Source organism: Mesorhizobium calcicola (genome assembly GCF_042682105.1).
GTDB lineage: Bacteria > Pseudomonadota > Alphaproteobacteria > Rhizobiales > Rhizobiaceae > Mesorhizobium > Mesorhizobium calcicola.
Window position 1 is genome coordinate 21845 of the sequence record NZ_JBHUGY010000005.1, and the last position, 21977, is coordinate 43821.

General features: G+C 64.1%; 17 protein-coding genes and 1 pseudogene. 9 read left to right on the forward strand and 9 right to left on the reverse strand.

The genetic code is table 11. The features are described from left to right. Window positions 1-19 precede the first annotated feature (19 nt). From ACFSQT_RS03160 to murA, 7 genes are all read right to left on the reverse strand, one after another. Complete coding sequence (locus tag ACFSQT_RS03160) at window positions 20-1768, reverse strand: ABC transporter ATP-binding protein (protein ID WP_379016964.1); 1749 nt, start codon at window positions 1766-1768, stop codon at window positions 20-22. Further along, window positions 1765-2604 carry an ABC transporter permease gene (locus tag ACFSQT_RS03165; RefSeq protein WP_379016965.1) on the reverse strand — a complete coding sequence of 280 codons (840 nt, stop codon included), beginning with the start codon at window positions 2602-2604 and terminating at the stop codon, window positions 1765-1767. Before ACFSQT_RS03165 ends, ACFSQT_RS03160 begins: the two co-directional genes overlap by 4 nt. Continuing rightward, window positions 2604-3563 carry an ABC transporter permease gene (locus ACFSQT_RS03170; protein ID WP_379016967.1) on the reverse strand — a complete coding sequence of 320 codons (960 nt, stop codon included), beginning with the start codon at window positions 3561-3563 and terminating at the stop codon, window positions 2604-2606. Before ACFSQT_RS03170 ends, ACFSQT_RS03165 begins: the two co-directional genes overlap by 1 nt. A 34-nt stretch (window positions 3564-3597) precedes the next feature. Next, on the reverse strand, window positions 3598-5133 hold the full coding sequence (locus ACFSQT_RS03175) for an ABC transporter substrate-binding protein (RefSeq protein ID WP_379016968.1): 1536 nt from the start codon (window positions 5131-5133) through the stop codon (window positions 3598-3600). 164 nt (window positions 5134-5297) lie between these two features. Beyond that, complete coding sequence (gene murQ / locus ACFSQT_RS03180) at window positions 5298-6221, reverse strand: N-acetylmuramic acid 6-phosphate etherase (protein ID WP_379016986.1); 924 nt, start codon at window positions 6219-6221, stop codon at window positions 5298-5300. A 183-nt stretch (window positions 6222-6404) separates the two neighbouring features. Continuing rightward, entirely contained in the window at window positions 6405-7283 is an 879-nt protein-coding gene (locus ACFSQT_RS03185) for a glucosamine kinase nucleotide-binding domain-containing protein (RefSeq protein WP_379016969.1), read from the reverse strand. Further along, window positions 7280-8536, reverse strand: coding sequence for a UDP-N-acetylglucosamine 1-carboxyvinyltransferase (gene murA, locus ACFSQT_RS03190; protein ID WP_379016970.1), 1257 nt, complete (start codon window positions 8534-8536; stop codon window positions 7280-7282). The genes ACFSQT_RS03185 and murA overlap by 4 nt, the downstream gene beginning before the upstream one ends. Window positions 8537-8668: 132 nt before the next feature. Here murA and ACFSQT_RS03195 point away from each other — a divergent pair, with 132 nt between their 5' ends. Further along, window positions 8669-9529 (forward strand): MurR/RpiR family transcriptional regulator, encoded by an 861-nt coding sequence (locus tag ACFSQT_RS03195; RefSeq protein WP_379016971.1) that lies wholly within the window; start codon window positions 8669-8671, stop codon window positions 9527-9529. 4 nt (window positions 9530-9533) lie between these two features. On the opposite strand, the gene ACFSQT_RS03200 is transcribed toward ACFSQT_RS03195, so the two are convergent. Continuing rightward, window positions 9534-10889 carry a glutamine synthetase family protein gene (locus ACFSQT_RS03200; protein WP_379016972.1) on the reverse strand — a complete coding sequence of 452 codons (1356 nt, stop codon included), beginning with the start codon at window positions 10887-10889 and terminating at the stop codon, window positions 9534-9536. A gap of 524 nt (window positions 10890-11413) precedes the next feature. Beyond that, window positions 11414-12127, reverse strand: coding sequence for a GntR family transcriptional regulator (locus ACFSQT_RS03205; RefSeq protein WP_379016974.1), 714 nt, complete (start codon window positions 12125-12127; stop codon window positions 11414-11416). 396 nt (window positions 12128-12523) lie between these two features. Here ACFSQT_RS03205 and ftsZ point away from each other — a divergent pair, with 396 nt between their 5' ends. From ftsZ to ACFSQT_RS03245, 8 genes and pseudogenes are all read left to right on the forward strand, one after another. Next, window positions 12524-13561, forward strand: a complete 1038-nt coding sequence (ftsZ, locus tag ACFSQT_RS03210; protein ID WP_379016975.1) for a cell division protein FtsZ — start codon at window positions 12524-12526, stop codon at window positions 13559-13561. Window positions 13562-13792: 231 nt separating this feature from the next. Next, window positions 13793-14836 carry a substrate-binding domain-containing protein gene (locus ACFSQT_RS03215; RefSeq protein WP_379016977.1) on the forward strand — a complete coding sequence of 348 codons (1044 nt, stop codon included), beginning with the start codon at window positions 13793-13795 and terminating at the stop codon, window positions 14834-14836. Window positions 14837-14871: 35 nt separating this feature from the next. Beyond that, a complete protein-coding gene (locus ACFSQT_RS03220; RefSeq protein WP_379016978.1) occupies window positions 14872-16143 on the forward strand; it encodes an ABC transporter substrate-binding protein in 1272 nt (423 codons plus the stop codon). Window positions 16144-16229: 86 nt separating this feature from the next. Next, window positions 16230-17075, forward strand: a complete 846-nt coding sequence (locus ACFSQT_RS03225; RefSeq protein ID WP_379016979.1) for a carbohydrate ABC transporter permease — start codon at window positions 16230-16232, stop codon at window positions 17073-17075. A gap of 13 nt (window positions 17076-17088) precedes the next feature. After that, window positions 17089-17934, forward strand: coding sequence for a carbohydrate ABC transporter permease (locus ACFSQT_RS03230; RefSeq protein WP_379016981.1), 846 nt, complete (start codon window positions 17089-17091; stop codon window positions 17932-17934). 21 nt (window positions 17935-17955) lie between these two features. Then, entirely contained in the window at window positions 17956-18996 is a 1041-nt protein-coding gene (locus ACFSQT_RS03235; protein ID WP_379016982.1) for an ABC transporter ATP-binding protein, read from the forward strand. Between the two features lie 22 nt (window positions 18997-19018). Further along, the gene (locus tag ACFSQT_RS03240; RefSeq protein WP_379016983.1) at window positions 19019-20167 is read left to right on the forward strand and encodes an MGH1-like glycoside hydrolase domain-containing protein; all 1149 of its coding nucleotides are present in this window, start codon (window positions 19019-19021) and stop codon (window positions 20165-20167) included. A 94-nt stretch (window positions 20168-20261) separates the two neighbouring features. After that, a pseudogene (locus ACFSQT_RS03245) lies at window positions 20262-21977 on the forward strand (NAD(P)-binding domain-containing protein); the annotation flags it as partial.

A 21977-nucleotide genomic window follows, 5' to 3' on the forward strand; every position in this document is an offset into this window, starting at 1 on the left:
TATTTCCGGATGCAACCCATCACACCTCCGCCCTCGCCATATGATCAGCCCCAAACCGCTCCCACCTCGCCGGCGCCGGCTCATACCCCTGCGGGCGCACCAGCGAAGGGACCTGGCGCGTGTCGAGCTCGAAATGTTCGTGGCGCCGGTCGATGGTCGGCACGGCGGCGATGAGCTTCCTCGTATAGGAATGCTTCGGCTTCGACAGCACCGAGGCCGCGTCGCCGATCTCGACGATCTGGCCGGCATAGATGACGGCGATCCGGTGCGCGATCCGTTCGACGACCGCCATGTCGTGCGAGATGAACAGATAGGCCAGCCCAAACTCGCGCTGCAGGTCGACCAGCAGTTCCAGCACCTTGGCCTGTACCGAGACGTCGAGCGCGGACACTGCTTCATCGAGAACCACGACGGAAGGATTGAGCATCAGCGCGCGGGCGATGCACAGCCTTTGCCGCTGGCCGCCGGAGAATTCGTGCGGATAGCGTTCCAGGCTGTTCTTCGGCAGGCCGACGCGTTCCAGAAGGCGCACCATCCTGGCCCGCGTCTCGGGATTCACCCGGCCGCCGGTGGCGATCACCGGTTCGGCCAGGATGCTCTCGATGCTGAGCCTCGGATTGAGCGAGGCATACGGGTTTTGGAACACCATCTGCACGGGCAGGGCGCTTTGCTCGGACGAAGCCTTTCGGGCGCCGACAGAGAAGCTGCCACGTGCAGACCGCACCAGTCCCAGCACGGCGCGCGCGGTGGTGGATTTGCCCGAACCGCTCTCGCCGACGATGGCCAGCGTCTCGCCGGGCATCAGGTCGAAATTGACCCCGTCGACGGCATGCACCGCGCCGGTGGCGCGGCTGAAGAAACTGCTTTTGAGGGGAAACCGCACCACAAGATCGTCGACCTTCAAAGCCGGTTCTGTGCTCGCATTCTCGCCGCGCTGCCCGTCCGCGCGCGTTGCGCTGCCATTGGCGAAATGCGGCACGTCCTGCAGCAGGTGCTGCGTATAGGGATGCTGCGCATGGTCGAGGATCTGGCTCAGCTCACCCTGTTCGACGGCCTGCCCGTTCTGCATCACCATCACCTTGTCGGCGATGCCGGCAACCAGGCCGATGTCATGGGTGATGAAGATCATCGACATGCCGGTTTCCCGCTTCAGGTCGGCCAGCAGCGCCATGATCTGCGCCTGCACCGTGACGTCGAGTGCCGTCGTCGGCTCATCGGCGATGAGAAGGCGCGGATTGCAGGCCAGCGCAATGGCGATCATCACCCGCTGCAGCATGCCCCCGGACAACTGGTTGGGCGTGTATTTCAGCCGCCGCGCGGCATCAGGGATGCGCACGCGGTCGAGCGCATCCCTGGCTGCTGCCGTGGCTTGCCTGCCGGTCAGCCCACGGTGCAGCCGAAACGATTCCTCGATCTGCGTGCCGATGGTCAAAACCGGATTGAGCGAGGTCATCGGCTCCTGGAAGATCATGCCGATCTCGGCGCCGCGAATGCCGGTCAACTGCGGTTCGGTGGCGGTCATCAGGTCGAAGAGGCTGCCGTCGGCCCGTTTCAGCTTCATGGCGCCGCCGGTGATGCGGCCGCCGCCGAAATCGATGAGACGGTTGATCGACAGTGCGGTGACGGATTTGCCCGATCCGCTCTCGCCGACAATGGCCAGCGTCTCGCCGTCGGCGAGGTCGAAGCTGACGCCGCGCACCACCTCGTTGGCCTGCGGATTGCGGCCGAAGCCGACGCGCAGATCGCGGACGGACAGCAGCGGGGTCATGCCGGCGCCCTCCGCATCTTGGGGTCGAGGATATCGCGCAAGGCGTCGCCAAGCAGGTTGAAGCCAAGGATGCTGATCATGATCGCCAGGCCCGGAAAGATCATCAGCCAGGGCGCGGTCTCCATCAAATTGCGGCTGTCGCTCAGCATCAGGCCGAGCGAGGCGGCGGGCGGCTGCGTGCCGAGCCCCAGGAAGCTCAGGCCCGCTTCGGTCAGCAGCGCCCAGGCCAGGGCCAGCGTCACCTGGACGGTCAAGGACGCCACCAGGTTGAGCAGCAAATGGCGCGTCACGATGTAGCTCGAGCTGCTGCCGAAGGTGCGTGCGGCATCGACGAATTCGCGCGCCTTGAGCGACAAGGCAGGGCCGCGCACCACGCGGGTGAAGATCGGCGTGTAGACGATGCCGATGGCAACGACGCTGGTCCATGTGCCCGGCCCGGCGACAGTGACGATAAGCAGCGCCAAAAGGATTGCCGGGAAGGCCAGCAGCACATCCATGATCCGCATCAGCACTCCGTCCCAGCGGCGGCCGAGCCAGGCGGCGGCAAGCCCCAGCACAGTGCCGGTAAGCGTCGCGAAGGCGACCGAGAAGAAGGCGACGGTGAAGGACTGGCCGACGCCCGCCATCAGCCGGCTGGCCACGTCGCGGCCGAACAGGTCGGTGCCCATCCAAAAGGCGCCGTTAGGCGCATGCAGCCGGTCGACCCGGTATTGCGTGATGGGATTGTGCGGTGTCAGCCCGAGCATGCCGAGGATGGCGACCAGCAGATAGACGCCGACGATGATGCCGCCGATGCGGCCGCTGCCGTGTCCGAAGATGGCGCGCAGGATGCGCATCACGACTCTCCCAGCCGGATGCGCGGATCGAGCGCGACATAGGCGAGATCGACCAGGAGATTGACGATCATGAAGTTGAAGGCGATGAACAGCACGCTGCCTTGCACTAGTGCGTAGTCGCGCTGCTGGATGGCATCCAGCACCATGCGCCCGAGGCCCGGCAGGGCGTAGATCTGCTCGACGATGACGGCGCCGCCCAGCAGATACCCGAACTCGATGCCGCTCAGCGTGACGACCGGGATCAGCGCATTGGGCAGGGCATGCCGCCAGATGACGCTGCGCGCCGACACGCCCTTGCTGCGCGCGGTCCGGACATAGTCGTCGCTCAGCACGTCGAGCATGGCCGAGCGCGATATACGGGTGACCGACGCGGCGAAGGCGAAGCCGAGCGTGATGGCGGGCAGGATCAGCTGGCTGAGATTGCGCAAGGGATCCTGCCAGAGCGGCGCGAATTCGCCCATCGCCGGCAGCACGCCGAAGCCGGCCGACAGCGTGTAGATGATCAGCAGGCCAAGCACGAAGCTCGGCGTCGACTGGCCGATCATGGCGACGATGCGCACCCCGAGGTCGGACAGTTTCTCATTGCGGGTGGCGGCAAAGACCCCCGCCGGCATGCCGACCGCAAGCGCGATGATCATCGAGAGCACGGCCAACTCCAGCGTCAGCGGGAAGCGCTCGATGATGACGTCGAGCACCGGCCTGCCATAGGTGACCGAAATGCCGAGATTGCCGCTCAGGATGCCGCCTATCCAGCGCCAGTACTGGATGAACCAGGGCTGGTCGATGCCGAAATAGGCGGCGAGCGAGTCGCGTTGTGCCGGCGTCAGCAGGCCGGCTTCGGTGCCCAGCATTGCCGTGATCGAATCGCCCGGCACCATCCTGATCGCAACGAAGACCAGGATGGACACGCCAAGCAGGACCAGAGGAAACGTCGCCAGTCGTCGCATCAGATAGTTCACGCGAAGAGTACCTCTCGTCCAATGCCGGCGGTGACTACTGCTGGATGGTCACCTTGCTCAGGCTGAACAGCGTGCCCGTCGGCGTCGGCACGAACCCGGCTATGTTCTTCTGCTGCGCCGTGTAGCTGTACGAGGTGTAGAGCCAGATCCACGGCGACGTTTCGGCGAGGTGCTTCTCGAACTCGGCGAAGATCGCCTTGCGTTTCGCAGGGTCGGTCTCGGCGCGGCCTTTCTGCATCAGGCTGTCGAGCGTGTCGTCGATGTAGTTCGCCACCTTCTGCAAATTGCCTGCCTTGGTCCAGTAGCGGTTGTACATCGTGTAGGGGTCGGCGCGGCCGCCGTTGAGCGCGATCGCCATGTCGAAATCGCCCTTCAGCCAGGCGTCGACATAGACGTTGAGCTCCATCATCTTGATATCCAGCTTGACGCCGATTTCGGCCAGCTGCGACTGGATGACCTGGGCTTCCGCCGCCGCCGTCGGCGGCTCGCCGGTGGCGCCGATCACCGTCGCCGAAAAGCCGTCGGCATAGCCGGCTTCGGACATCAGCTTCTTGGCCTTCTCGACGTCGCGCTTGTAGCAGAACAGCTGGCTCGGATCGGTTGCCAGAGCCGGGATCGTCAGCGGGCCGGTGACCTTGCCTTCGCCGAGCGAAGCCGTGTCCAGAACCTCCTGCCGGTCGACGGCGCAGGAGATGGCCTGGCGCACCTTGAGCTCCGTCATCGGCTTGCGCGACGGGTTGAGCTGCAGCACGTGATAGGCGAGCACCGGCACGCGGTTCAGTTGCAGGCTGGCCTCCTTCGGCACCAGCGTGGCGACCAGCGGATCGTTGAGCAGAGCGAAATCGATCTGCTTGGTGCGCATGGCGGCCAGGATCGCCGCTTCGTCGGGAAGCACACTGATCTCGATGCCGTCGACGCCGGTCGGGCCGCCGGCCCAATCCTTGTTGGCGCTCAGGACTTCCTTGGCGTTGGGATCCCATTTGTCGAGCTTGAACGGGCCGGAGCCGAGCGCCTTGGTGCCGATCGAGCCGGCCTTGATTTCGCTTGCCGGAACGATGGCCGCGTTGACGTCGCTCATCGCCGTCAGGATCGGCGCGTCTGGCTGCGACAGATGGAAGACGACGGTGGCAACATCGGGCGTGTCGATGCTGGCGATCGACAGGAAGTTGGCGCGGGCGGCCGCGCCCGTCTTCTCGTCGAGGATACGCTCGAACGACGCCTTGACGTCGGCCGAGGTGACAGCCGTGCCGTCCTGGAATTTCGCCTTGGGATCGAGCTTGAAGGTCAGCTCCTTGCCGTCCTTGGAGAACTCCCAGGACGTGGCGATGGCCGGGATGATCTGCAGGCTGGCTTCGACCCGCACCAGCGGCTCATAGATCAGCTCCAGCAGCCGTAGCGACGAAAAGGCCGTCTGCTTGTGCGGGTCGAGCCCGGTGGCGTCCTGCGACCAGGCCATATGCAGCGTCGCCGCATTCGCCTGCGTTGAAACCGCAGCCACGCTCAGCATCGCGGCCAAGGTAATGCTCGACAGCGTCATGCCCGACAGCAGTTTTCTTGTGAGGTGAACCATTCTCGTCTCCCATTGTCATTGAACTTGATGCCTTGCAGTTTCTGCGGACCGCTTCCAGACACACATGCTTTGGAGTATCGGCCCAGTCTATGCGGCTTCACGCCGTCTTGTCCGGCTTCAGCCGTCTTGCGTCATGCGGCTTTGCCGCCTTGTTCCATGCGCCTTCACGCCGTTCTGTCGCTGATTGCCTTTCGCAGGAATCCTCCGGCCTTGCCGAGAGCCACGCGCGCCTGCTCGACGCCCATGCCTGTGATCGTCACCAGGATCGCCAGCTTTACATCATTGCCGGTCAGGGCAAGCACCTGTTTTGCCTGCTGCGCCGCGCAGCCGGTCGTCTGCATGACGATCCTGATTGCTCTGGCGACCAGCTTCTTGTTGGAGGGGTTAAGGTCGACCATCAGGTTCTGGTAGCTCTTGCCGATGCGGATCATGCTGGCGGTGGTCAGCATGTTGAGCACCAGCTTCTGCGCGGTTCCCGATTTCAGCCGGGTCGAGCCGGTGAGCACCTCCGGGCCGACGACCGGCGAGATGGCAATGTCGGCGATGCCGGCGATGGTCGAGGCCGGATTGCACGATAGGGCGACCGTCGTTGCGCCCACCTGCCTGGCATAGTTCAGCCCGCCGATGACATAGGGCGTGCGCCCGCTGACCGCGATGCCGACGACCACGTCGTCTGATGTGAGCCCGATCTCCTGCAGCGCCCTCGCGCCCATTTTCGGATCGTCCTCGGCGCCTTCCGTCGACCGCACCAGGGCGTCGGGACCGCCGGCGATCAGGCCGACGACCATGCCTTCGGGCACGCCGAAGGTCGGCGGACACTCCGAAGCGTCGAGAACGCCGAGCCGGCCGCTGGTGCCGGCGCCCATATAGATCAGTCGCGCGCCTTTCTGGAACGCAAGCACGATCCGGTCCACCGCGGCGGCGATGTCCGGCACGACCCTTTCGACCGCCGCCGGGACAGCCTTGTCCTCATCGTTGATCTTGCGCAGCACGTCGATGGTCGGCAGCAGGTCGATGTCCATCGTCCTCGGGTTGCGACCTTCGGAAACCAGCCGGTCCAGCTCAGACATCAGCCCCTGCTCGGTCATCCCAGTGCTTTCAAAAATCATGCGGCACAGCCGGTTGGCGAGCATGGCTCGTCCAGCGGCGCCACTGCGCACGGACCACAGTCCGTGTTTGCTACCCTGTTTTCTTTGTTAACTTTTTAGAATTGAATATTCGTATCGTCAACAGAAATATGGAATACATTATTCCATCCGGACAAGGCGCTTTCACCTGCCGCAAGACCTTTTGGCAAGGATGATCGCTCCCGAGACAGCATCGCCGTCAGCGGGCTTCAGGCGGCGCCGGACATCGGGGGAGAGCCAGGGCTCGAGAGGGCTGGACAAGCCGCCCAGCAAGGTCACGCGCGGTGCGCCTTGTTCGAACAGCACCCGCACCAGCGTGTCGATCTGCTCGGCCGCACTTTGGAGGATGCGCCGCCCGACCGGATCGCCCTGGTCGGCGTGGCGCATCACCATCGGCGCCAGGGCCGCATAGTCCGTGGCGCTGGCGCGGTCCATCCAGGCGACCGCTTCCATCGGGTCGCCCTCGAAGCGCTGCATCACCTCTGCCAGCAGCGCCGTCCGCTCGTGCCGTCCGTCATGGGCGCGCAACGCCAACTGCACAGCTTTCAGTCCAAGGTCGGCGCCGCTGCCCTCGTCGGAGATCGGGAAGCCATAGCCGCCGACGCGCAGGTCGCGGCCATCGACGAAGCCAAGGCCGATCGAGCCGGTGCCGGCGATGACGATGGCGCCGTCCTGACCGGAATGCGCGCCAAGGCAGGCGCCGACGCCATCGCTGACGAAATCGATGCTGGCAAACGGATGCGCGATCGCCCGCAACGCTTCCAGCGCGCCCTTGCGGCCGATGCCGGCAAGGCCGATGCCGGCGCTGATCCGGGCGGTCTCGGCCGGTCCGAACCCTGTCTCCTCGATCGCCGCGCCAAAAGCTTTCGCAATCGAGGCCCAGGCCGCGTCGATGCCGAGCCGCGTTGTCGCCGGACCCGACAGGCCCTGTCCCAGCACGGCTCCGTCCGCATCCTCGATGCGAGCCCGGCAGCCGGTGCCGCCGCCGTCGACGCCGAGGAAATAATCCGCGCCGCTGTTCATGCGCTCAGCCGCTCGATGTCGGCGCCGCAAAGGCGCAGCTTGCGGTCGAGTTGTTCATAGCCGCGGTCGAGGTGATAGACGCGGTTGATGGTCGTCTCGCCCTCGCACACCAGCGCCGCCAGCACCAGCGACACCGAAGCGCGCAGATCGGTGGCCATCACCGGCGCGCCATGCAGCTTCGCGCCACCGCGCACCAACGCCGTGGTGCCCTGCAGCTTGATGTTGGCGCCGAGCCGCATCAGTTCGGGAACATGCATGAAGCGGTTCTCGAAGATGGTTTCACGCAGCAGCGATGCGCCCTCCGCGCAACACATCAGCGCCATGAACTGCGCCTGGAGATCGGTCGGAAACCCCGGATAGGGTTCCGTCGTGACGTCGACCGCCTTGAGCGGCCGATCACGTGACACGATGAGCCCGCGGTCGCCCGGCCAGACGCTGACGCCGGTTGCTTCCAGCAATTGCACCACCGAGGCCATGTGCTCGAGCCGGGCGTGGGTCAGTTCTAGCTGGCCACCGGTGATGGCGGCGGCGATGGCATAGGTGCCGGCCTCGATGCGGTCAGGGATGATGTCGTGCCTGGCGGCGTGCCAGTCTGTGTCGCCCGCGATCAAGATGCGGTGCGTGCCGGCGCCCTCGATGCGCGCGCCCATGGCGTTGAGGCAAGCGGCGAGGTCCGCCACTTCGGGCTCGCGCGCCGCGTTGAGGATTTCGGTTTCGCCCTTTGCCGTGGTCGCCGCCATCATGGCGGTTTCCGTTGCCCCGACCGACGGCGAACTCAAGACGATGCGCGTGCCGGTCAGCCCGTTCGGCGCCGATGCGACGATCGAACCGTTCTCGATGGCGATCCGGGCGCCCAGCGCGGCGAGCGCCGCGACATGCATGTCGACCGGCCGCGCGCCGATCGCGCAGCCGCCCGGCAGTGAAACCCGCGCATGGCCGAAACGAGCGAGCAGCGGCGCCAGGACGAGCACCGTCGCCCGCATTTTCCGCACCGTATCGTAGGACGTCTCCTTGGAAACGGCGGCGCTGGTGTTGATCGTCGCGGCATGGGCCGACCGCGTCACTTCGGCGCCGTGAAGGCGCACCACGCCGAGCATGTTTTCGACATCGGTCACGGCAGGCAGGTTGGTCAGTTCGAGCGGGTAGGGGCTGAGCAGGGCGGCTGCTATCTGCGGCAGGGCGGCATTCTTGGCACCGGATATGGTGACCGCGCCTTCCAGTCTCTGTCCGCCGACGATCCGCAGTCTGTCCATGCGCCGAAACCTTGTGTGATAAAGGTCGAGAATTAATTGTGCGTTCTTGGCTGTCAATCAGAATTGGAATATTTTATTCCTATCTTGGCACGCTGTGCGGCTTGCCGGCCTGAAACGCATAAAGGGGATCCCGTGTCCGTTCTGAACAGGATCAATGCGAAGCTCGACGGCATGGCGCCCGGCGATCGTGAGATCGGCCGCTACATCGTCGACAATCCTGACCAGATGCTGCGCCTGTCGACGGCCGCTCTGGCGGCCGAGATCGGACGCAGCCAGTCGAGCGTCGTCAAGTTCAGTCAGAAGCTCGGCTATGCCAGCTATCAGGAGCTGAAGCTCGCCGTCAGCGAGGCCAAGGCGCAGGAATGGCAGGTACCGGCGGGCATGATCCACGGTTCGATCGAGGTCGGCGACGGCTACCAGGTCATCCTGAAGAAACTGATCGGCAGCAAGCTTCTGTCGATGCAGCGGACCGTCGCCGCCAACACGGAGCGGATCATCTCCAGAGCGCTGGAACTGCTGGATGGCGCGCGCCGCATCCATCTGGTAGGCGTAGGCGCTTCCTCGCTGGTGGCGCGCGATTTCTCCTACAAGCTGATGAAGCTCGGCCGCAATGTCCTGCACGACAGCGACAGCCACGTCCAGATGGCCAATGTCTCGACGCTCGGGCCCGGCGATGTGCTGTTCGCACTGTCCTACTCGGGCGCCAGCATCGAAACCTTGCGCATCGCCGAGCTGGCCCGCAAGCGCGGCACGATGGTGATCGCCGTCACCGGCGTCCACGACAATCCGCTGAGCCGGGTTTCCGACATCTGCCTTTACACCATCGCCGACGAGGAGCGTGCGCGCTCGTCCTCAATCACCGCGCGCGACGCGCAGCTGGCGCTGACCGACCTTCTTTTCATCCTGCTGCTGCAGAGGCAGCCGGATGCCAACGAGTATGTCCACAACAGCGAAGTGGCGGTCTCGGTGCTGAAGGCCGAGCTGTCCTCGTAAATACTCAGACGCTTTCCAGGTAGGTCTCGATCTCGAAGTCGCTGACGTTGAGGGCGAATGTATTCAGTTCCTGGCGTTTGCAGGCGACAAAGGAGTCGCGCAGGATCGCCGGAAAGATCTCGGCCACATGTGTCCCGCTCTCGAAACTGGCGATCGCGGAGGCCCAGTCCGGCGGCAGCTTGGCCGGCACAAGCCCTTGCCCGTCGCTCCCGGTCGGATCGCCCGGCGACATCTGTCTTTCGATGCCGATCAGTGCTGCGCCCAATATGGCGGCAAGCACGAGATAGGGATTGGCGTCCGCTCCCGAAACGCGATGCTCGATCCGGCGCGCACCCGTCGGGCCGCCCGGAATGCGGATCGCGACCATGCGGTTCTCATAGCCCCAGGCCACGGCGGTCGGCGCATAGGATCTTGGCCGCAGCCTGCGGTATGAATTGAAGTGCGGCGCGAATACCAGCGTGCTCTCGGCCATCGCCGCGAGCAGCCCACCGACGGCATGGCGCATGATTTCCGAGCCCTGATCGGTGCCGTCGTCGAAGACGTTGCGCCCCTCGGCGTCGGTCAGGCTGAAGTGCACGTGAAAGCCGTTGCCGGCGCGGTCGCCATAGGGCTTGGCCATGAAACAGGCGGCAAAACCGTGCTTGCGGGCGATGCCCTTCACCGTGCGCTTGAACAACACGGCATCGTCAGCCGCGCGCAGGGCGTCGGCGACGTGGTTCAGATTGATCTCGAACTGGCCGACGCCATTTTCGGCAATGGCCGTGTCGACGGGAATGCCTTGCGTTCTGCAGGCTTCGTAGACGTCGTGGATGAAGGATTCGAAGTCGTCGATCTCATCGATCGAAAGTGCCGCGTCGGAATCGAGACGGCGCCCGGTGACCGGCGAGACTGGCCCGACCGGCCGCTGCGATTGCGGATCGACCAGATAGAATTCGAGTTCCGTCGCCGCGACCGGGGTCAATCCCAAGGCCTTGTAGCGATCGAGAATGCGGGCCAGCGCCCGCCGTGGATCGCCAAGATACGGCGCGCCGGTTTCGTCGGCGAGCCAGAGCGGGACAAGCGCCGTCGGGTGCGCCGTCCAGGCCACCGGGAGAATGCCGCGCCCCGTCCATTGGCAAAGCCCGTCGGCGTCGCCGGTCGAGAAAACCAGCGTGTTGCCTTCGATGTCCTCGCCCCAGATGTCGAGCCCGATCAGGGAATAAGGCATGCGCAGCTTGCCTTCCAGCGCCTTGCGTGCCTGTTCGACCGGGATGCGCTTGCCGCGCATGACGCCGTTGAGGTCGCACACAGCCGCCCTCAGGCTCTGGATGTCGTTTCGGCTTTCAAGCCAGTTCAAAACGTCCGCAATTGCATCGCTCAATTTCTAACCTCCTGGTTTTTGAAGGCGCCGTAGCCTGATCGGCTACACTGTCCCTGGTAAAGATGGCTGGTGAGTTTTTGAAAACAAACTGCGGCTGCCGCCGGAGTTTTTCCTTAATTTTTCAAGTCACTAGCTGGGATGTCGGGAGGCATTTCAAAACCAATTGCGCGATCTGCGATCGCAACATAGAGGCAACAAGACGGAAAGCCAAGTGGCTTTTGAACGGCGATGTCGGACCCGCCTCGCTCCATCGCGTCGTCATCCACGGGCGGAGCAAGGAGCGCAGCGACGCAGCGCAAACCCGAGGATCCATGCCGCGACCTCAAAGCGCCGCTACGGTGCAGAATTCTGCCCCGCGGCACCCTGCGGCCAAGGTCCCGGCATGGATCCCGGGGTCTCCGCGACGAAGCTCCGCTCCTGCTTCGCCCAGGGATGACGAAGTTGGGGAGGCCTCGCCCAATCGCGAATGTTTGCTCCACCGAAGCGAACGATGAAATCCCGGCTGCCAAGAGACCTCCAATCCGTCAAATCCTCCGCGCTGCGGTTCTCGCTTCCGGAAATCTGGCCTGCTGAAGGATATGTGTCGCGCCTTCGTCGATGTCGCGAACGATGGCCGTGCGCGCGCGCTCCCCGTCCTGAGCCTCGATCGCCGCGACGACTTCCTCGTGGTAGTCGATGTCGAGAATGGAGGCGAGATCGTCCTCGAATCCCATGGCCAGGTTCCGCAGGAAAGGGCCAACCTGCATCCATACGGTCTCGATCAGGAAGATCATCTGCTCATTGCCGCAATGGCGATAGATCGAGAATTTGAAGTCGTGGTTCTTGCGCAGATAGTCGTCGATATCGCCCTGGCGGGCCGCCAAAGTCAGGTCGCTGCAGTGGCGTCTGATGGTCCGCAGATTGTTGCCGTTGATGAGCTTTGTCGCAAATTCAGTCGCCGAGCCTTCGAGGATCGTCCGCACGGCGGTCAACTGCGAAAACCGTTCGGCCGAAATGACCGGCACTTCCATGCTGCCGTTCGGCATCGGGCTCAGCGCCCGCAGCGCCTGCAGCCGCATGAAGGCGCTGCGCACCGGCATGTCGCTGGTGCCAAGTTCCTTGGCGAGCTTGCGCGAGGTCAGCTTCTGGCCAGGCAGGAACTGCCCGGACATCAGGGCTCTGACCAGCTCCAGATAGACTTTCTCGTGCAAGGGAACGGTGTCGACGGCGGTCAACCCGAATTGTGTTCTGTCGGCCATTGGTGGTGCGCTACTTCATTCGTTCTGAAATCTACGCAGCTGAGACAACGTTCGCCGCAAGTCATTGTTTGCTGGCTGAACGCCGTGTGTGGGCCGTTGTCAGCGACTTCTCGGCTGGAATGATAGACGCATCGATCGCAGCGCCGCAAGCCGTGTTGGCAATGCGGCCATGGACCGGGTCTCGCAACCAGGCTGTCAAGCCTCTCGGCTGCGGCTTGCAAACTAGTCATCACAAATCTTGACCTTTCCCGCACTTGCACCTCTGGCCGCTCTCTGGCTTTTTGAGGTACCCATCCGAACGGACTGATTCGCGTCATGCCGCTCGATTGCAATGTCCCCCATAGGCAGTCTGCGGACGGGTCGTGAAGCGCGCGCAATGGCGAAGGAGAAACAGGCATGGCCGAGTTCAAGAAGCCCGAAATCTCCGAGATGAGACCCAAGATCACCGTTATCGGCGTTGGCGGCGGCGGCGGCAACGCCGTCAACAACATGATCGCGGAGCAGCTTCAGGGAACCGAGTTCATCGCCGCCAACACCGACGCGCAGGCGCTGACCATGTCGAAGGCAACGCGGCTGATCCAGCTTGGCGCCCACGTCACCGAGGGATTGGGCGCCGGATCGCTTCCCGAGATCGGCCGCGCCGCGGCCGAAGAATCGCTCGACGAGATCATGGACCATCTGGCTGGCACGCATATGTGCTTCGTCACCGCCGGAATGGGCGGCGGCACGGGAACCGGTGCTGCTCCGATCATCGCCCAGGCGGCGCGCAAGGCCGGCATCCTGACCGTGGGCGTCGTCACCAAGCCTTTCGCCTTCGAGGGCAGGCGCCGCATGCAGATGGCCGAAGAGGGTATCGAGCGGCTGCGCGAGAGCGCCGACACGGTGATCGTCATCCCCAACCAGAACCTGTTCCGGATCGCCGATGCCAAGACCACCTTCGCCGATGCGTTCGTCATCGCCGATCGCGTGCTCTATTCCGGCGTCAGTTGCATCACCGACCTGATCGTCAAGGAAGGCCTGATCAATCTCGACTTCGCCGATGTGAAATCGGTGATGCGCGACATGGGCCGCGCCATGATGGGAACCGGCGAGGCCTCCGGCGAGAGCCGGGCGATGAAGGCGGCGGAAGCCGCGATCGCCAACCCGTTGCTCGACGAAGTGTCGATGAAGGGCGCCAAGGGTGTCCTTGTCTCGATATCGGGCGGCAGGGACATGACCTTGTTCGAGGTCGACGAGGCCGCCACCCGCATCCGCGAGGAGGTCTATGAGGACGCCGACATCATCGTCGGCGCCATCTTCGACAAGAGCATGGAAGGCCGCTTCAGGGTCTCGGTGGTGGCGACGGGCCTCGACCGTTCGTTTGGAGCAGAGGATGCCGATGCCGGCATCGCCCGGGATCACGCCGGCCAGCCGCCAGCGCGCACGCTTCAGTAGAGCGTATTCGATCCGGATCGACCGAGCCCGGGATGTCGGGTGGGCTGCTGGCATTGCCATGTTCGGGCTCGCCGCACCGATGGCCGCCTGCACTCCATCTCGCGCCTTGGCTGAGGCCGCTTCTCACGGACGACGGGCTCTCCCGGAACAAGCTCTCAACTGAGATTTAAAACGTTTGCAATTTTGCGAAAGGCGATTACAAACGTTTCAAATTCGTCTGAGGGAGGAACGATGACGACCCGCGTCATCACGCTGAAAGAGCTTGCGGCAAGCCTCGACCTGTCGATCACCACGGTCTCGCGGGCGCTTGCCGGCCATGAACAGATCGCCCTCAAGACGCGCGAGCGTGTCGCGCAGGCGGCGCGCCAGGCTGGCTACGTGCCCAACACCGCGGCGCGCACGCTGGTCTCCGGCCGCAGTGGTTTCGTCGGCCTTGTGTTGCCGATCCGCGGGCCGAACCTTGTCGATTCCTTCCTTGGCGAATTCGTCACCGGGCTTGGGGAAGGGCTGGTGTCGCACGGCGCCGACCTGATCCTGGCCACCGCGGCCTTTGGTCATTCTGAACTGTCGGTGCTGCGTCATGTCGTCGAATCCGGGCGTGCCGATGGCGTCGTCGTCACGCGTATCGCCGAAGTCGACGAGCGCCTCGCCTATCTGCGCGAGCGCGGCTTTCCGTTCGTTGCCCACGGCCGGCTGATCGAGAGCGACTTTGCCTATAACTGGCTCGACACCGACGGCGCGCACGCCTTCGGCGAGGCTTTCGACATGCTCTATGAGCTAGGCCATCGCCATTTCGGCCTGGTGACGATTTCCGAGCCGATGACCTTCCGGCATCTCAGACAAGACGGCCTCGCCGCGGCCATCGCCCGGCGCGGCGATCCGTGGGTGCGGCTCGACGTGGTGACGGCGCCGCGCTTCGATCACGAAGCCCGCATCGAGGCCGTCAACCGGATGCTAAAGCGGCCCGACCGGCCGACGGCCATCGTCGCTCTGTTCGACGAACTGGCGCTGACCGTGATGGAGGAGGCCGCCCGCGCTGGTCTCAGCGTGCCGCGCGACCTCTCCGTCATCGGCTTCGACAATATCGCCGCGTCGGCCTACGCGCCGCCAGGCCTCACCACTTTCGATGCCTCGATCCGCCAGTGCGCACGCGAGATCGCCGACATGCTGCTCACAATCATCGCCGACAGGCCCGCCGCACCACTGACGCGGCTGATCCGGCCGACGCTGGTTGCGCGCGCAAGCCATGGACCCGCACCGCGGACAAGAAGCTGACGCCGCCTGACGGCGCATATCCAGGGAGGAAGACCATGATGAAAGCGTTGAAGACACTGGCCGGCGCCGCGCTGGCGTTATCGATCGCCTCGGGCGGCGCGCAAGCCCAGCAGGTGCTGTTCTGGTCGACGCAGGCGCGTCCGGTCGAGGAAACCCAGAAGATGCGCGACGAGGTGCTGAAGGGTTTCGACGGTCCCGTCGACTATCAGGTCGCCGAGGACGGCCCATGGCTCACCCGCTTGCAGGCCGAGCTGCAGGCCGGCTCCGGCACCATCGGCCTGCTTGGCGGCCTGCATGGCGACTTCTCGACTGTCGGCGCGAACCTCACCGATCTGTCCAGCGTCGACGTCGGTGGGGTCAAGGTCAACGAGGCCTACAGGAAGCTCGGCATGCTCGGCACCGGCGAGCAGAAATACATGCCGTGGATGCAGGCCACCTACCTGATGGCGGCCAACAAACAGGCCCTGCAATATCTGCCGGCAGGCGTCGATCTCAACACCATCACCTACGACCAACTGATCGAATGGTCGAAGAACATCGCCGAAAAAACCGGTTCGCCGAAATTCGGTTTTCCGGCCGGCCCCAAGGGCCTGAAGCATCGCTTTTTCGAGGGTTTCCTCTATCCGTCCTACACCGGCTCGATGGTGACCAAGTTCCGCTCAGCCGAAGCCGAAACGGCGTGGAACAAGTTCAAGGAATTGTGGCAATACACCAACCCGAACTCGACCAACTACGCCTTCATGCAGGAGCCGCTGCTTTCAGGCGAAGTCTGGGTGGCGTTCGATCATGTCGCGCGGCTCGCCGACGCCTTCAACAAGAAGCCGGACGACTTCGTCGCCTTCCCGGCGCCGGCCGGCCCCGCCGGTCGCGGCTTCATGCCGGTTGTAGCCGGCGTCGCCATTCCGAAGACCTCGCCTGACATGGACAAGGCCAAGGCGCTGGTCGCCTATATGCTGAAGCCTGAAACCCAGATCGCCACGCTCAAGGCGACCAATTTCTTTCCGGTCGTCGACGTCAAGCTGCCCGACGACATGCCGGCCTCGGTCAAGGCTTTCAGCCCGGCGATCGCCACCATGACCGGTGCATCCGACGCGCTGCCGGCGCTGCTGCCGATGGGGCTCGGCGATCTCGGCGGCAAGTTCAACCAGGTCTACACCGACAGCTTCGAGCGCATCGTGCTCGGCGGCGAAGATGTCCATGCCGTGCTCGGCGAAGAAGCGACGGCGCTCAAGGCGATCATCGACCAGTCGAAGGCGCCGTGCTGGGCGCCCGACAAGCCATCCGCCGGCGCTTGCCCGGTCGATTAAGATCCTCCCGAGGGGGCGCCCGGAGTTTGTTGCACTCCGGGCGCCCAGACTGCAGCACTCGACCGCAGCACGCAAAGGACACCACCATGCACGGCAAGGCTCTGCCCTATCTGCTGCTGATGCCGGCGACGCTGTTCCTCTGCATCTTCTTCCTCTACCCGTTCGCACTAGTCGCTTTCGAGGCGGTGACCCGCGACGGCGCCTTCACCCTCGACAATTTCCGCACCATGGCCGGCAGCTGGAAATTCCCGGTCACCGTCCGCAACACACTGCTGCTGGCGGCCATCGTCGTGCCGATCCAGCTGGTCATGGCGTTGCTGATGGCAAGCGTGGTGTCGCGGCTGGAAACCGGGCGCAGTGCCACCCTCTATGTCTTTGCCATTCCCCTCGGCATTTCCGATCTCGCGGCCGGCCTGATCTGGCTCGCCATCTTCGACCAGTCGGGTTTCCTCAACACGCTGCTTTCCAGCCTCGGCGTCGTCGACAAGCCGGTCATGTTCCTCGGCTACCAGAGCAAGCTCACCATCTTCATCGCCGTGGCGCTGGCCGAGATCTGGCGGGCCACCGCGATCATGATGGTCATCCTCGTCGCCGGCATGGGCCTGATCCCCAAGGAATATTACGAGGCGGCGGAAGTGTTCGGGGCAAGCCCATGGCAGCGCTTCCGGCGCATCACGCTGCCATTGCTGCGCCCCAGCCTGCAGACGGCGATCATCCTGCGCGTCATCCTCGCCTTCGAGGTCTTCGCCGTCGTCGCAGCCCTTGGCGGCACCAATCTGCCGGTGCTGATGGGCGAGACCTACAACTGGCAATTCACGCTGCAGGACCGCAATGTCGCCGCCGCTTCGGCGCTGCTCATCCTGGCCGTCTCGATCGGCTTCACGCTGTTTTTCCTCAGGGTGCTGCGCGTGCCCAAAGAGGCACGGATATGAAGGAGGCGCGCATATGAGCGCGGTCACGCAAGCACCGGCTGCCGCGACCGCCGATGCGCGCAAGGCCGGCGACTGGCTGCTGATTGCCACCGCCATCATACTTTGCGTCTGGGTGCTGTTGCCGATCTACCTCCTGATCGTCAACGCGCTGTCGTCGCCGGGCGAGGTCACGGCCTTTCCCAAGCGCTTCTTCCCGTCCTTTGATTTTGGCAGCCTGTCCTTCTTCATCAATTTCGCCGGCGTCGCCAGGGCGCTGTGGAACTCGGTCCTGGTCGCCACCCTGACGATGATCCTCGCCATCGGCTTCGGCGCACCGGCCGGTTACGCGCTGTCGCGCTTCGACTTTCCGGGCAAGGGAACCTTCCGCTTCCTGGTGCTGATGACGCGCGCCTTTCCGCTGCCGCTGCTGGCATTGCCGCTGGCGGTGATGTTCATCCGCACCGGTCTCGACGACACCGCCATCGGGCTGGCGCTGGTCCACACCACGCTGGCGCTGCCGTTCGCCGTGCTCGTCACCTTCTCGCTGTTCTCCGGCATTCCGGTCGAGCTCGAGGAGGCGGCGTGGACGCTCGGCTGCACGCGCTGGCAGGCCTTTCGCAAGGTCATCCTGCCGCTGGCGCTACCCGGTATCGCGGCCTCGGCGGTGTTTGCCTTCACCATCTCCTGGAACGAGGTGTTTGCGGCCGCCGTGCTGACCATCGAGAACCGCACGCTGACCGCCTTCCTTTTGCAGAGCCTTGGTGAATCGCCGCTCTATCTCAAATTCGCCGGCGGTGCGGCGCTGGTCGTACCGGCGCTGATCTTCATCTTCGCCGTCAGGAAATATCTGTTCGCCATGTGGGGGATCGCCAACCGATGACGCGCGACACGGAGACCGCTCATGGCTGAAATCGCGATCAAGGGCGTGGCCAAGCGCTTCGGTGGCTTCACCGCGCTGCATCAGGTCGACCTCACCATCGCCGATCAGGAATTCATGGTGCTGCTCGGCGCATCGGGCTGCGGCAAGACCACGCTGCTGAGGATCGTCGCCGGGCTGGAGACGCCGAGCCAGGGCGAGGTCTGGATCGGCGGCCGCCGCGTCGACCATCTGCAGCCGCGCGACCGCGGTATTGCCATGGTGTTCCAGAACTATGCCGTCTTTCCGCATCTGACCGTGTTCGAGAACATTGCCTTCGGCCTGCGGATGAAGAAATTGCCGCAGCAAGAGGTCGAGCGCCGCGTTGCCCGCACCGCCGAACTCATGCATATCGAGCAATTGCTGAACCGCTATTCCGGCCAGCTGTCCGGCGGCCAGCGCCAGCGCGTCGCCGTCGCCCGCGCGCTCGCCATGGAGCCCGACGTCATCCTGATGGACGAGCCGCTGTCGAATCTCGACGCGCTGCTGCGGCTGGAAATGCGCGCCGAACTCAAGGGCGTGCTCGCCGCCTCCAGGACCACCACCATCTACGTCACCCACGACCAGGTCGAGGCGATGAGCCTGGCCGACCGCATCGCCGTCATGCATCAGGGCCGCATCGTCCAGGCTGCGTCGCCGGTCGAGGTCTACCGCAATCCGGCCGCGCGCTTCGTCGGCTCCTTCATCGGCAATCCGCCGATGAATTTCCTGCCCGCGACGAAGACCGCGAACGGCAGCTGGAGCGTTGCCGGGCTGACGCTCCCCGGCCCCAAATCAGACAGGCAGAAGCTGGAATTCGCCATCCGCCCCGAGGACGTCGATGCCGGCGGCGAGGGTCTGTACGCCACCGTGCGTGTCATCGAGCCGCTCGGACCGCACACGCTGGTCACCTGCGATGTCGAGGGCGGCCTGTTCCGCGCCATCTTGGAATCGAATGCCAGCGTCAAGGTCGGCGATCACCTGCGCCTGGCGCCCAAACCCGACCGCATCCGCTGGTTCGATCCTGAAACCACCAATGCCCTTTGACATCGAAAGCCCACGAACATCCATGACTGCTTCTGCCACCAACGACATCATCGCCCGCGCCGTCGAGGTGCTGAAAGAGAACGACCAGGGCGCCTACACCGTCCCGACCAAAGGCCTTTATCCGTTCCAGTGGAACTGGGATTCCTGCCTGACCGCGCTCGGCCTTGCCCACTATGACGAGGCGCGCGCATGGACCGAGATCGAGACATTGTTCGCGCACCAGTGGCCGGACGGCATGGTGCCGCATATCGTCTTCCATGTCTGGAACGACGGCTATTTTCCCGGCCCGGAGGTCTGGCGGACCGGCCGGCCGACGGCCACCTCCGGCATCACCCAGCCGGCCGTCGCCGGCTTTGCAGTGCGCCGCCTGTTCGACCGCGCTAGGGACAAGACGCTCGCAAGAGAACGCGCCAGCGCGCTGCTGCCGAAGATCGATGCCTGGCATCGATGGTTCTACGAAACCCGCGACCCCAAGGGCGAGGGGCTGGTCGCCATCATCCATCCCTGGGAGTCCGGCCGCGACAATTCCATCGACTGGGACGATGCCTTCGAGCGCGTGCCGACCGAAGGCGTCGAGCCCTACATCCGCCGCGACACCCTGCACGCCGACCCGGCGCACCGTCCGACACGGGAACAGTACGACCGCTACATCTGGCTGGTGCAGCACTTTCGCGGGCTTGGCTGGGACAATGCCAGGCTGCATGACGCCTCGCCGTTCCAGGTCGTCGATCCCGGCTTCAACGCCATCCTGATCCGCGCCGCGGCCGATCTTGCCGATCTCGCGCAAGCGCTGGGCGACACCGCGATTGCCGCCGCCAATCGTGCCCGCGCTGAAAAAGGCCTGGCGGCGATGGAACGGCTTTGGAGCGATGCGCAGGGCCAGTATCTTTGTCTCGACCGCATCACAGGAAAACGGATCGACAGCGCCTCCGTCGGCGGCATCCTGCCGGCCTTCGCGGCCATCCCCACGGCTCGTGCGCAAGCGCTGGCCGCCACCGTCGAGCGCCTTGCCGCCAACGCGCGCTACGTCGTGCCGTCGCATGATCCCGGCGATCCACGCTTCGATGCCAAGCGCTACTGGCGCGGCCCGGTCTGGCTGGTGAGTCAACCGGTGACCCCAATTTCCAGACAAGCCATTGAAACCACTGAAAACTATGGTGGGAGGGCGTGACGAAGGCCGTCATCTCGCCGATACTTCTCGTTCGGCCGGCACGTCCGGCCTCGGAGCCACCATGACGATCTGGATTCCACGGCGAGGAAAGCTGATGCTCGACAAGGCCCCAGACACAGAGAAACTGTCGCGACCTGCTCGAACAATTCGGCGCCGCCATTAGGCCAGCCAATGACATCGAGAAAGCGGTCGATGATGCTTTCAGGATGGGACTGCTACTGGCGCGACCGGCTCGTCACCTTCACCTGGGACATCAGACCATGGAAGGCCGCGACCAGGTCCGCGACATGCTGCTTCAAGCAGTGTCGCAAAGACCAGGCCATCCCACTTTGCCATCGCCAGGGCGAGGATGCGACCGAGAGTGATGGGCTGATCGACGGATGATCAGCTTCGAGGACCGAGGTGGCGCGCGCGCTATCTGGCACACTCAGGCTGACGGGGACGGCAAGATCATGGACGCTGCTGACACACCATGGCCGAGTGGTGAAGCCACAGAGGAGCCGGCGGTTTCGCACGCGCCGATGGGCCGCCAGCATGGCTCGGGCAGAACCGAGCCGACTGGAAGGAAGAAACGCGAGAAAAACAGGAAGCACTGAGCTCGGCTCAAGACGCAGCCTACACGGTGCTCATCGGCGGCGCTCAGGGCGGCATCGCGCTCGGTGCGCGGCTGCGGCAGCTCGGCGTTCCACAATCATCATCGAGAAGAACGAGCGGCCCGGTGACAGCTGGCGCAAGCGCTACAAGTCGCTCTGCCTGCATGATCCGGTCTGGTACGACCATTTGCCCTATATCGATTTCCCGAAGAACTGGCCGGTCTTCTCGCCAAAGGACAAGATCGGCGACTGGCTGGAAATGTACACCAGGTGATGGAGCTGAACTACTGGTCCTCGACCGAGGCCAGAGCGCCTCCTATGACGACAAGACAAAGGAATGGATCGTCGTCGTCCACCGCGACGGCAAGGACATCACACTGAAGCCGAAGCAACTGGTGCTGCCACGGGACAATCGGGCAAGGCCAATGTGCCGAAATTCAAAGGCATGGAAAACTTCAAGGGCGATCAGCATCACTCATCGAAGCATGTCGGCCCCGATGCCTATGCCGGCAAAAAAGCTGTTGTCGTCGGTTCGAACAATTCCGCCCACGACATAGCAGCCGGCACTTTGGGAAGCCGGCGTCGATGTCACCATGGTGCAACGCTCGACCACCCATATCGTCAAGTCCGACACGTTGATGGAGATCGGGCTGGGGTCCCTCTACTCGGAACAGGCGGTTCAGAGCGGCATGACCACGGCAAGGCGGATCTCGTCTTTGCCTCCCTGCCCTACAAGATCCTGCACGAATTTCAGATCCCGGCTTACGCCGAGATGAAGAAGCGCGATGCAAAATTCTACGCGGGTCTGGAGAAGGCCGGCTTCATGCTCGACTGGGGCGATGACGAGTCAGGCCTGTTCATGAAGTATCTGCGGCGTGGTTCGGGCTACTACATCGACGTCGGCGCTTCCGACCTGATCATCGATGGCTCGGATCAGCTGAAAAGCGGTGTCGACGTGGCCTTTTGGTGCTGTGTTGGTGAGTTTCGGGTTTGTTTTTTGGGGTGTGTTTTGGGGTGTGTGGCGGTCAAGGGAGCATTCGGTGCTGCTCAGCGACGGATCGGAATTGGTCCCGCCGGATATGTCATCGAGTCTGACGCCACCGGACTATGCAGTTCGATGAACTGGAGCTGGCGCCAGACTGATCTCCAGGACGTACGCCGACAAAGTCGGAAGAGCTGGGGCCTTGCTCGAACACCACCAGGATTCCCGTCCATGG

Excerpts from the sequence above, each read along its gene's own strand:
- ACFSQT_RS03160 (WP_379016964.1), bottom strand. The coding sequence starts at position 1,768 with ATGACCCCGCTGCTGTCCGTCCGCGATCTGCGCGTCGGCTTCGGCCGC.
- ACFSQT_RS03215 (WP_379016977.1), top strand. The coding sequence starts at position 13,793 with ATGACGACCCGCGTCATCACGCTGAAAGAGCTTGCGGCAAGCCTCGAC.
- ACFSQT_RS03225 (WP_379016979.1), top strand. The coding sequence starts at position 16,230 with ATGCACGGCAAGGCTCTGCCCTATCTGCTGCTGATGCCGGCGACGCTG.
- murQ (WP_379016986.1), bottom strand. The coding sequence starts at position 6,221 with ATGACCGAGCAGGGGCTGATGTCTGAGCTGGACCGGCTGGTTTCCGAA.
- ACFSQT_RS03205 (WP_379016974.1), bottom strand. The coding sequence starts at position 12,127 with ATGGCCGACAGAACACAATTCGGGTTGACCGCCGTCGACACCGTTCCC.
- ACFSQT_RS03165 (WP_379016965.1), bottom strand. The coding sequence starts at position 2,604 with ATGCGCATCCTGCGCGCCATCTTCGGACACGGCAGCGGCCGCATCGGC.
- ACFSQT_RS03240 (WP_379016983.1), top strand. The coding sequence starts at position 19,019 with ATGACTGCTTCTGCCACCAACGACATCATCGCCCGCGCCGTCGAGGTG.
- ACFSQT_RS03220 (WP_379016978.1), top strand. The coding sequence starts at position 14,872 with ATGATGAAAGCGTTGAAGACACTGGCCGGCGCCGCGCTGGCGTTATCG.
- ACFSQT_RS03185 (WP_379016969.1), bottom strand. The coding sequence starts at position 7,283 with ATGAACAGCGGCGCGGATTATTTCCTCGGCGTCGACGGCGGCGGCACC.
- ACFSQT_RS03230 (WP_379016981.1), top strand. The coding sequence starts at position 17,089 with ATGAGCGCGGTCACGCAAGCACCGGCTGCCGCGACCGCCGATGCGCGC.
- ACFSQT_RS03235 (WP_379016982.1), top strand. The coding sequence starts at position 17,956 with ATGGCTGAAATCGCGATCAAGGGCGTGGCCAAGCGCTTCGGTGGCTTC.
- ftsZ (WP_379016975.1), top strand. The coding sequence starts at position 12,524 with ATGGCCGAGTTCAAGAAGCCCGAAATCTCCGAGATGAGACCCAAGATC.
- ACFSQT_RS03175 (WP_379016968.1), bottom strand. The coding sequence starts at position 5,133 with ATGGTTCACCTCACAAGAAAACTGCTGTCGGGCATGACGCTGTCGAGC.
- murA (WP_379016970.1), bottom strand. The coding sequence starts at position 8,536 with ATGGACAGACTGCGGATCGTCGGCGGACAGAGACTGGAAGGCGCGGTC.